General features: G+C 60.7%; 9 protein-coding genes. 4 read left to right on the top strand and 5 right to left on the bottom strand.

What is annotated here, in order from left to right; genetic code table 11:
- Window positions 1-200: 200 nt before the first annotated feature.
- On the bottom strand, window positions 201-554 hold the full coding sequence (locus GGD46_RS26645) for an MFS transporter (protein ID WP_184709691.1): 354 nt from the start codon (window positions 552-554) through the stop codon (window positions 201-203).
- Window positions 555-925: 371 nt separating this feature from the next.
- Between GGD46_RS26645 and GGD46_RS26640 the strand changes: the two genes are divergently transcribed.
- From GGD46_RS26640 to blaOXA, 4 genes are all read left to right on the top strand, one after another.
- Window positions 926-1,822: a sterol desaturase family protein gene (locus tag GGD46_RS26640; RefSeq protein ID WP_409527717.1), complete on the top strand. Its 897-nt coding sequence runs from the start codon at window positions 926-928 to the stop codon at window positions 1,820-1,822.
- Window positions 1,823-2,019: 197 nt separating this feature from the next.
- Window positions 2,020-2,391: a hypothetical protein gene (locus tag GGD46_RS26635; RefSeq protein ID WP_184709706.1), complete on the top strand. Its 372-nt coding sequence runs from the start codon at window positions 2,020-2,022 to the stop codon at window positions 2,389-2,391.
- A 38-nt stretch (window positions 2,392-2,429) separates the two neighbouring features.
- Window positions 2,430-3,167: an SIMPL domain-containing protein gene (locus tag GGD46_RS26630; RefSeq protein WP_184709687.1), complete on the top strand. Its 738-nt coding sequence runs from the start codon at window positions 2,430-2,432 to the stop codon at window positions 3,165-3,167.
- Between the two features lie 11 nt (window positions 3,168-3,178).
- Window positions 3,179-3,982 carry a class D beta-lactamase gene (gene blaOXA / locus GGD46_RS26625; RefSeq protein ID WP_184709685.1) on the top strand — a complete coding sequence of 268 codons (804 nt, stop codon included), beginning with the start codon at window positions 3,179-3,181 and terminating at the stop codon, window positions 3,980-3,982.
- A gap of 112 nt (window positions 3,983-4,094) precedes the next feature.
- Here blaOXA and GGD46_RS26620 read toward each other — a convergent pair whose 3' ends face one another.
- The 4 genes from GGD46_RS26620 to GGD46_RS26605 all read right to left on the bottom strand — a co-directional run bounded on the left by GGD46_RS26620 (window position 4,095) and on the right by GGD46_RS26605 (window position 9,396).
- A complete protein-coding gene (locus tag GGD46_RS26620; RefSeq protein WP_184709683.1) occupies window positions 4,095-4,367 on the bottom strand; it encodes a hypothetical protein in 273 nt (90 codons plus the stop codon).
- Complete coding sequence (locus GGD46_RS26615; RefSeq protein WP_184709681.1) at window positions 4,364-7,492, bottom strand: efflux RND transporter permease subunit; 3,129 nt, start codon at window positions 7,490-7,492, stop codon at window positions 4,364-4,366. Before GGD46_RS26615 ends, GGD46_RS26620 begins: the two co-directional genes overlap by 4 nt.
- A 9-nt stretch (window positions 7,493-7,501) precedes the next feature.
- Window positions 7,502-8,629, bottom strand: coding sequence for an efflux RND transporter periplasmic adaptor subunit (locus GGD46_RS26610; RefSeq protein ID WP_184709679.1), 1,128 nt, complete (start codon window positions 8,627-8,629; stop codon window positions 7,502-7,504).
- Between the two features lie 140 nt (window positions 8,630-8,769).
- Window positions 8,770-9,396 (bottom strand): outer membrane protein, encoded by a 627-nt coding sequence (locus GGD46_RS26605; protein WP_184709677.1) that lies wholly within the window; start codon window positions 9,394-9,396, stop codon window positions 8,770-8,772.
- Window positions 9,397-9,413: the final 17 nt, after the last annotated feature.

The raw sequence follows: 9,413 nt of genomic DNA, 5'->3' as shown, positions 1-9,413 counted from the left end.
CGCCTTCTCAGGGCCCCGCAAGGAGGCAAAGCCGACGCCGGGGGACTGAGAACATCAAAGCCTGAACACGCAAACAATCTTCCCCCATCAATACATATCGCTCGCCGCAACACGGATGCTGCGAGCCAAATCCCAGCTCCCAAGGCCTTCTAACCTCACCCTGCGTGACGAACAAAAACAAACCTTACAAACAAAGCAAATCAAAGCGAACGCCCCTCCCGTGTCGTCACCGCCGCCGCGCCAGGTTCAACAGCCCTCATGGATGGCAGGGAAATCTGACAAAGCAGCGCGAGAACCGAGATCACGGCAACGCCGGCTCCGACAGACGCTATCGACGCTAAGCCCCAAGCGTCGATAGCTGCGCCGCCGATCACCGAGCCGATAACGACGCCGGCGTTGAAGGCGGCGATGTTCATGCCGGAGGCCACGTCCATCGTCTGTGAGCGGTGGCGCTCGGCCAACATCAGGATACGAGATTGAAGTGGCGGGATGGCGCCGTAGGTCCGGCCGGTGCGGGCTACTTCGTTTTTTGCAACGGCGCAATGCTGCTGCAATGCAGCCTGCCGAGATTGCCGCCGCTATAGCGATCGAAGGCGGATGGTATGCGATTATCCTTTCTGTTGGCATGTGTCTTGTTGACCGGTGGACACTGCATGGGGGTGCAGGCGAGCCCGGCCTTGCACAAGCCGGCGGTTCTTCCGATTCAATACAGATACGACCCCTGCACGGATGGCCGCGTCAGCGATGGTCGGCCGCGGACCTGCGCCGAGATCAGGCGCGCGTTGCGACACGATCGGTGGGATCCCCGGCCTGTCGACCATTATGAACGGCGGGAGAATCGCCGCGTCAATCCTTGCACCGACGGGCGCTTTAGCGACGGACGGCCCAGAAGCTGCCGCGAACTGCTGGAATGGCTGGACACGCAATGAAGACGGTTCTGTCCCTCTCATCCTGGCCGCTCGTGTTCTTTTCCGGTCTTCTGTGCACCTATTTCGCCTTCGCGAGCGAGCGGCCGATGTTCGCCTTTGCTCTCATCTATGCCGGCGAAGTCCTGCTGCTTTTCCTGTTGGAACGCTATATCCCTTACGAGCGACGTTGGCTGATCTCGGACGGAGAAATGGCAAATGATATCGCTCACACGCTCCTGACCAAGGGTCTCGTGCAGCTGATGGCGCTGCTAGGCGCCGTCTTCCCGATGTACACGGCAATCCTGCTATTACCGTTCACCGGTGCGCAGCTGAGCATCTGGCCGACCTCCATTCCTATGTTGCTGCAGGTCCCAATGGGTGTTCTGATCGCCGAATTTGGCCTGTACTGGTCGCATCGCATTGCTCATGAGAGGCTTTTCTTCTGGCGATTCCATGCCTTGCATCACAGCGTCACGCGGCTTTGGGTCATCAATACCGGCCGCTTTCACATCGCCGATTCGCTGTTCAAGGTCGTGCTTAGCCAGCTTCCGCTCTTCCTTCTTGGCGCGCCGCTCCCGGTGTTCCTGTGGCTCGGCGCCGTCACGGCGTTCATGGGCATCCTCACCCATTGCAATGTCGACATGAGAACCGGCTTCTTCGACTACATCTTCAGCACGCCGCGCCTGCACCGCTGGCATCATTCGAAGGAAATCCGCGAAGGCAACACGAACTATGGGGAGAACGTCGTGTTCTTCGATCTTCTGTTCGGCACCTACTTCAATCCGGACCGGCCATCCTCCACCGATATTGGCATTCGCGGCCAGATCGCGAGAAGTTTCTTGGGCCAATTGGCGCAGCCCTTTAGGAAAGATGGCATCAGGCAAATTCTCGGTCGGCCGACAAAAAACGGCTGATGCCGCAGCGCGCAATGCTGCCGTAATCCCCGGGACGTACCCCTGCCTGCGATCATCTCCAGTTGCAAAGGACGTTCTTGATGTCTGCCAGCAAAGCATTTCCAGGAAAAGCGCGCGGCGGTTTTCCGTTTGGAATGCGTAAGAAACAAGGGGGCGAAGTATCTTCGCGAAAAGACGCGCAGCGGAACTATTCCGGAATGAAGCGGCTTCCGGTCGGCGCTGCTGCGCTTGGGATATTGCTAACTCTTTCGGCCTGCGCCTCACAAGTTATGAAGAGCTATATTGGTGCGCCGATCAGCAGCGTCATGCTTGATTATGGCCCACCTGACAATGTCTATAATCTGCGCCCCGGCGAGCGCGCTTACCAGTGGCGCAAGCAGAAGACGCAAGTCATGCCGGGTCAATCCAGCGGTGAGATCAGGGAAACACGCCACGGCCGGCGCTTCGAAACCACGGAGACACCAGGCTATGTCGAGCACACGGAATGCTTTTATACCTTCTACACCCGAAGCTCCGGTTCGGATTGGTACGTAACCAGTTTCCGCCAGCCCTCGCTCGAGTGCGAATGAGCCTGACCGCAACCCCTTTCAGCCGGAGCATTTCAGGAATGAGACGCACGTCCGTCATCACCGCTGCCATGGCGATACTGTCCATCGCTCTCGCCGCTCCAGCGCACACCGAGGAAAAGCTGGCCCAGAGTGCCGGCCTCATTCGTGTCGTTGGCGAAGGGCAGGTTCTTCGCAGTCCGGATCTTGCCGTCATCCGTTTGACGGTATTGCGTCAGGCCGGGGAGGCCAGCCAAGCGGTTTCGGCCTCCGCGGAGGCGACCCGGAAGCTCATCGCCTCGCTCGCATCGTCAGGCATTGACGGAGATGACATTCAGAGCGCGGATTTTCAGATCACGCCGCGCTTCGACTTCACGCCGAGGCCTGACGGCACCCTGCCATCCTCCACCATCGCCGGCTATGATGCCAGGAACACACTACTGGTCCGCGTACGCAAGGTGTCCGAGGTCGGCAACGTCCTCGACGTCGCCCTGAAGAACGGTGTCAACGAGGGAGGCTCCGTGGATTTCATCGTTGACGACGTGGCCGGAGCGGTCGACGAGGCGCGCAAGATCGCAGTTGCGGCTGCGACGAAAAGCGCCGGCTCTATCGCGCAGGCTTCCGGCCTCAAGCTCGGACCGATCGTCGCCATCGAGGATCAGCCTGCAGCAACGGTATTCCCCTATGCTTCGCCGGAGGCGAGGATGCGTTCCGCCAGCCTGGATGGCGGCATACCCGTCGTGTCGGGCAAGAATGTCGTCACCGCACGGGTCGCGGTGTCCTATCTCGCTGCAAGATGAATGGAGAACTCATGAAACCCGCATGCCTGTTCGTCGTTGCCGCGGCTTTCGCAGCATTTCCTGCCACGCCGCATGCCGAGACGATCTGCTCGATCGTCGAGGACGTCGCAAGCGGCAAAACCCTTTTGAAACAAGGGGATTGTGACCGCAAACTGTCCCCCGCATCGACATTCAAACTGGCCTTGAGCCTCATGGGCTACGATTCCCATGTTCTGCTGGACGAATCCAAGCCGGTATGGCCCTACGTGAAAGGTTATTCCGATTGGTCGACGACATGGGAAGACAGCGCAGGTCCGCGCCTGTGGATGGAGAAATCCATCGTCTGGTATTCTCAGCGCCTCACCGAGGCACTCGGCCCCGCGAAATTTCAAAGCTACGTTCAGCAGTTTGGCTATGGCAATCGCGACGTGTCAGGCAACCCCGGCAAGCATGACGGCCTGACCCATGCGTGGCTCGGTTCGTCCTTGAAGATCTCCCCCGTCGAACAACTCGTCTTCCTGCGCAAACTGGTGCGGCGGGAACTCGGGGTTAGCGATATAGCTTATGATATGACGGCAAAGATAGCCGACTATGGAGTGTGGCAATCCGGCTGGCACACCTTCGGCAAGACCGGCGCCATGCCCGCTTCGCGCATCGGCATCCGGAATGATCGCTACAAGATGTATGGCTGGTTCGTTGGATGGGCGAGCAAAGGAGACCGCAAAATCGTCTTTGCCCGCCTGATCGGGGAGGAACAAAAGATACCAGGCTCGGCCGGAAAGCGGGCACGCGATGCGATCTTGGCGGACCTCTTCTCGAAGCCCGACGGCATATAGGCGCCTCCGCTCAACCCTCGTGATTCCCGGCATCCGGGCAGAAAGCGCCCGGATGCTTTTTGTAAGCGCTCGAGACGACACGGGCGATTGCCCACGAGCAGAGGTGTTGGCCTCATCGATTGCCATCGTCTTTGGTTTCACCCCAGCGCCAACGCCATGGGGCATCGCTTTTCCACCAGCTTATCAGCAGCACCAGTGCCGTCGGAATGAAGATTGCGACTGCATAGTGGATCGGATGGCTAACCGAATAAGGTCCCGCGAAAACGGCAACCATGACGATGGCCACGAGATAGATTGCGAGCACCACCCAGCCTTGCCAGCGGCAAGGCAGGCCAGCACCGAAACCATAGGCTTTGACGCGGAACCAGGGGTCGCTTCTCGTCATGTGGTTGCATCCTTCAACTGTTCGGTTTCCGGACGATCGCGTTTCTTCACCAGCATTGTCCTGCAGCTTTCGATCAACGATAAGGCGACCGGCACGAATACGAGCGTCAGTGCCGTTGAGGAGACCAGGCCGCCGATCACCGCATGAGCCATCGATGCACGCTCCTGTCCGCCCTCGCCGAAGCCCAGCGCCAGCGGCATCATGCCGATGATCATGGCCGAGGTGGTCATGACGATCGGACGGAACCGGACCGTGCCGGCCTCGGTCAGGCTTTGCCGCATGCTGGCGCCCTCCAGGCGGCGCTTGTTGGCATGATCTACCAGCAGGATGGCGTTCTTCGTCACCAGACCCATCAGCATGATGAAGCCGATCACCGAGAAGATGTTGATGGTCGAGCCAGTCACAAGAAGGCCGAGCAGTACGCCGCTGATCGAAAGAGGCAGGCTCGTCATGATCGCGATGGGCTGGATGAAGGAGCCGAATTGCGAGGCAAGGATGAGGTAAATGAAGACGATGGCAAGGACCAGGGCCTGCACCGCATAGCCGAAGCTCTCCATCATATCGTCAGCCTCGCCGCCGATAGTGATGCGGTAGCCGGCCGGCAGGTCCGTTGAGGCGATGACCGTCTGGATATCGCTGACGACAGTCCCGAGCGGCTGTCCACTCAGATTTGCGGAGAGACGGACCTCACGGTCGCCATCGCGGCGGACGATCGTTTGTGGTGCCATGGTTTCCGTGACATCCGCGACCTGGGACAATGGCACGGTTGCCGCCGGGCCTGTCGCGCCCGCCCGTTCGACGGGGATGGGGATCTGTTTGAGATCGTCGATGGTTCGGCGACCGGCTTCCGGCAGCCGGATGGCAACATAGCGGGATTCCGCGCCGCCATGCGCCCAGCTCGTCAGTTTTTCCCCAGCGACCAGTGGCCGGAGATTGCGCTCGATTGTCGCCGTGGAAATTCCGAGGTCGGCCGCCTCGACCGTTCGAAGGCGGATCATGAGCATCGGGCGCTTCTTATCCGCGGAGGATTCGAGGTCTATCAGTCCCTTGATCTTGCCGAGCTTGGCTTTCATTTCTTTCGACAGGTTCTCGAGGACGTCGAGATCGCCGCCCTGGACGGATATCTGGATCGTTTTTGCTCCTCCGCCGGAGCCATCGCCCGGCTGCCCGACCTCTATGGTGACACCACTCACCGGGCTCAACGCGTCGCGCAGCTTCGGCGCGATGGTGACCGAGGTCATCGTTCTTTTGTCTGAGGGCACCAGCGAAGCGGCTATTCTTGCTTCGTTGGTATTGGCGCCATCGCCGCTATTCACCGTGGAATAGAGATCCTGAATGTCCGGAAACGTCCGCAGGATGGCTTCGGTTTGCCTGATCTTCGCGGCGGTATATTCGACCGACGAACCCTCAGGCAAGGTGAGGCTGACCGTAACCATGCCCTGATCCGATTTCGGCACGAATTCCGTGCCGATCTTCATGACGAGGCAGAGTCCTCCCACGAACAATGCCGCGACGCAGATTGAGGTTATACCGCGATGGCCGAGGCACCAGCCGACAATCCTGCCGTAGCGCTGCGCAACTTTTTCGAAGCCATGGTCGAAGCGGTCGAGCAGCACCTGAAGGCGCCCTCTTTTTCCCGATGCGGAATTGTCGGCCCAGACACTGGACAGCATCGGATCGAGCGTGAAGGACACGAAGAGCGAAATTAGAACCGCGACGGAAACGGTGATGCCAAACTGGAGGAAGAACCGGCCGATAATGCCGCCCATGAAGGCGACAGGAAGGAAGACGGCGACGATGGAGAGTGTGGTGGCGAGCACCGCAAGGCCAATCTCCGATGTGCCATCCAGCGCCGCCTGCTTGCGATCCTTGCCCATGGCCGCATGGCGGCTGATATTCTCTCGCACGACGATGGCGTCGTCTATCAGGATGCCGATGCAGATCGACAGCGCCAGCATGGTCATCAGGTTGAGGCTGAAGCCCATGACGGCCATGGCGGCGAAGGTGCCGATGACCGCGACCGGCAGGGTGAGCGCGGTGATGATGGTCGAGCGCCACGAGTTGAGAAACAGCAGGACGATGACGATCGTCAGCGCGCCACCCTCGATGATCGTCCTCTGCACATCGCCGATTTGCCCGACGATCGTGCGGGAGCTGTCTTGCGACACGACGATGCCGATATCCCGCAGAGCGTCATCTTTTCTCAGGCGGGTCAGTTCCCGCTCGATACCCTGCGCGACCTCGACGGTGTTTGCGCCTTCCAGCTTGTTTATATCGAGGCCGAGCGCCGGTTTGCCGTTGAACCAGGCGCGGCTCTTCGGATCGGCGCCAGCTTCCATCACGTCGGCAACTTCCGAAAGACGGATGGCGCGGCCGGCGCTGTCCTGCGTGACGACGATGTCGGCGAACTCCCTGACGCTGCCCGGTTGAACGCTGACGGTGATGCTGCGCTCACGCGTCGAAGACGTGATGGAGCCGATGGCGCTGTCGCGTGTCGCGCGCTGTATGGCATCGATGACGGTCGGGATCGGAATGCCGAAGGACTGCAGCTTTGCCGGATCGGGCTGAATGCGCACCTGATCTTCGCTGCCGCCGACAATGGTCACCTGGCCGACGCCCGGCACGCGGCGCAAGCGCGGCACGATCGTCGTGTCGGCGATCTTCGTCATGCGGCTGAGCGACGTTTCCGAGGAGAAGGCTGCGAGCGACATGATCGGCGCATCCTGCGGATTGAAGCGCGTCACGATCGGCCGATCCGCGCCGTCGGGAAGCGCGTCCTGCAGGCGCGATATGCGATCTCGCACCTCGTCTGCCGCGGCTCTCGACGGCGTCTCGAGCGTAAATTCCGCAATGACCAGCGAATTGCCGGTCGAGGAGCGTGACGTGACCTTCTTGACGCCGGCGATGGCACCGATGCTCTCTTCGATAGGCCGGCTGACCTGCTGCTCGACAGCCAGCGCTGAGGCCCCATCGAAATTGGTGGAGACCACCACGGTCGGTAGGTCGATCGAAGGCAGCATGTCCACCGGTAGGCGTGACCAGGCTGTCACGCCAAGCACGACGATGGCAACCATGACCATGGTCGCGAAAACGGGCTGCTGAATGGAAATACGGGCTAGAAGCATTGATGGCCCTCAGCGTTCCGCGATTTTCACGGAAGTGCCGTTAGAGGCGTCCTTGAGCGGGACGGTTATGACGACATCGCCTTCACTCAATCCTGCGCGAATCTCGACCAGATCCTCACCAACCTTGGTCGAGCCGAGAGTGACGGCTTGCCGGCGTATCGCGCCGTCGACGATGGTTCGGATGAAGGCTTCTCCGCCGTCCTTGATGACCGCGGCGACAGGGACTGCGAGAATATTCGTGTGTTTCTCGATCTGCAGCGTGCCGTGGCCGAACATGCCGCCGCGAAGGCCGGGCATGGCGTGATCGAGCCTGAGATAGGCTTGTAGTGAGCGCGAGTTGTCGATCGTTGCCGGGCTTATTCTGTCGAGACGGGCCGACAGCGGCTTGCCCGGCAGCCCCTCGATCTCGATGGATGCCGTCTGCCCCATGGAAAGACCGGCGCTCTCCTGCGGGGGAATGAGCGCCACCAGATCCAGTTGTGCGATATCGACGATCTCGAACAGCTCGGTATTGATCGATACGGCCTGGCCGGGATTGACCTTGCGGGCATTGACGATGCCGTCGAACGGTGCGATGACGACCGCGTCGTCCAGCGCCCGCCGTGCTTCGGCCTCTTCGGCCTGAAGCGCGCGCAGTTCGGCTTTCAGTACCGCGAGGTTGGTCTCGACTTCGGTCAGTTTCGCCTGGGCGACACCGCCGGTGGCGGCGAGACTGCTCGTGCGTTCGAGGTCCTTCTGCGCGCGCAGGATCGTCGCCGCCTTGGCTTCCGTGGTTGCGACCAGCTTGTTCAGCGAAAGCGTCAGCGTTTCGGTATCGAAGCGCGCGATGACATCGCCTGCGTGAACAGCCGTCCCGACGTCGGCATCGACTGAGGCCAGAGTGCCGGACAATCTCGCGGTCAGCGTGACGCGCCGGGCAGGCTGGATGAAACCGTTGATGCGAATATCCTGCGCATAGCTTTGCCGGCGAACTTTCGTCACCTCCATCGGGGCGAGTTCGATCGTCTTCGCCGAAGGCGTCAGTTCTGCCTGGACCGAGCCGCGAACGTCACGGCTCGCCGGTGCGATCACGGCACTCGTGATCCCCAACGCTATGAACGTGAGGGTGATCGTTATTTTCGCGACACGGCTCGTCATGGAACCCAACATTGTACAGGCGTCTCGAAAGCGAGAGCGGCGAGCCGACCGACTCGGGGTTGGATCGGTCGACTGTCGCCGCTCTCCGTCAGGCGCTACCCCGCGTGAAGGGTGCGCTGACCTCTGCGGAACGTGTCCGCTCAGAAGCGATAGTTCAGGCCGGCCTTGATGACATGGTCATGCAGATCGGTCTTTGATTTGCCGCTAGCCGAATAGGTCGTCACATCGTTGGTCGTGACATAGTTGTATTCGAGCTTGGCGGAGAGGCCGCCGGCGAAGCCTTGTTCGACGCCGGCGCCGAGCAGGTAGCCCTGCTTCCAGCCGCTCGGGCCGGAAATGCCCTTGCCGCCTTCGTACTTGGTCATCGTCAGGCCCGCCGTCCCGTAAACGAAGGTGCGGTCGAAGGTCAGACCGGCCTTGGCCTTGGCGGCGCCGCGGAAACGCTCTTCCAGGCGGCCGTTCGGCACACGCACCTCGGCATTTCCGAGATAGGAGCCTTCGAGTTCCGCACCGATGATGCCGGGGCCGACCTGGAAATTGTAGCCGGCCTGCACGCCGGCGGCGAAGCCCTTGCCACCGGAGAATGGGTTGAGCTTCGGCGAGGCGATACCCCCATGCGCGCCGAAGTAAGCGCCGCTCCATTGGAAGGAGGGCGGGCGTTCGTAGCTGTTATCCGATGCCGGATAATTGTAATCGGCGGCGGATGCATTGGTCGCGGCCGTAATGGTCAGAGCTGCGAACAGAATCGATTTTGCGCTGAGCGACATTGGTAAACTCCATACGA

It is taken from the genome of Martinezella lusitana (assembly GCF_014207095.1).
Classification (GTDB): Bacteria; Pseudomonadota; Alphaproteobacteria; order Rhizobiales; family Rhizobiaceae; genus Rhizobium; species Rhizobium lusitanum_B.
The sequence above is the reverse complement of the archived record's forward strand: the minus strand, read 5'-3'. Positions and strand labels throughout refer to the sequence as shown.

Bases quoted from the DNA above. Each gene is read 5' to 3' on its own strand.
- GGD46_RS26640 (WP_409527717.1), top strand. From the start codon at position 926: ATGAAGACGGTTCTGTCCCTCTCATCCTGGCCGCTCGTGTTCTTTTCC.
- GGD46_RS26635 (WP_184709706.1), top strand. From the start codon at position 2,020: ATGAAGCGGCTTCCGGTCGGCGCTGCTGCGCTTGGGATATTGCTAACT.
- GGD46_RS26630 (WP_184709687.1), top strand. From the start codon at position 2,430: ATGAGACGCACGTCCGTCATCACCGCTGCCATGGCGATACTGTCCATC.
- blaOXA (WP_184709685.1), top strand. From the start codon at position 3,179: ATGAAACCCGCATGCCTGTTCGTCGTTGCCGCGGCTTTCGCAGCATTT.
- GGD46_RS26620 (WP_184709683.1), bottom strand. From the start codon at position 4,367: ATGACGAGAAGCGACCCCTGGTTCCGCGTCAAAGCCTATGGTTTCGGT.
- GGD46_RS26615 (WP_184709681.1), bottom strand. From the start codon at position 7,492: ATGCTTCTAGCCCGTATTTCCATTCAGCAGCCCGTTTTCGCGACCATG.
- GGD46_RS26610 (WP_184709679.1), bottom strand. From the start codon at position 8,629: ATGACGAGCCGTGTCGCGAAAATAACGATCACCCTCACGTTCATAGCG.
- GGD46_RS26605 (WP_184709677.1), bottom strand. From the start codon at position 9,396: ATGTCGCTCAGCGCAAAATCGATTCTGTTCGCAGCTCTGACCATTACG.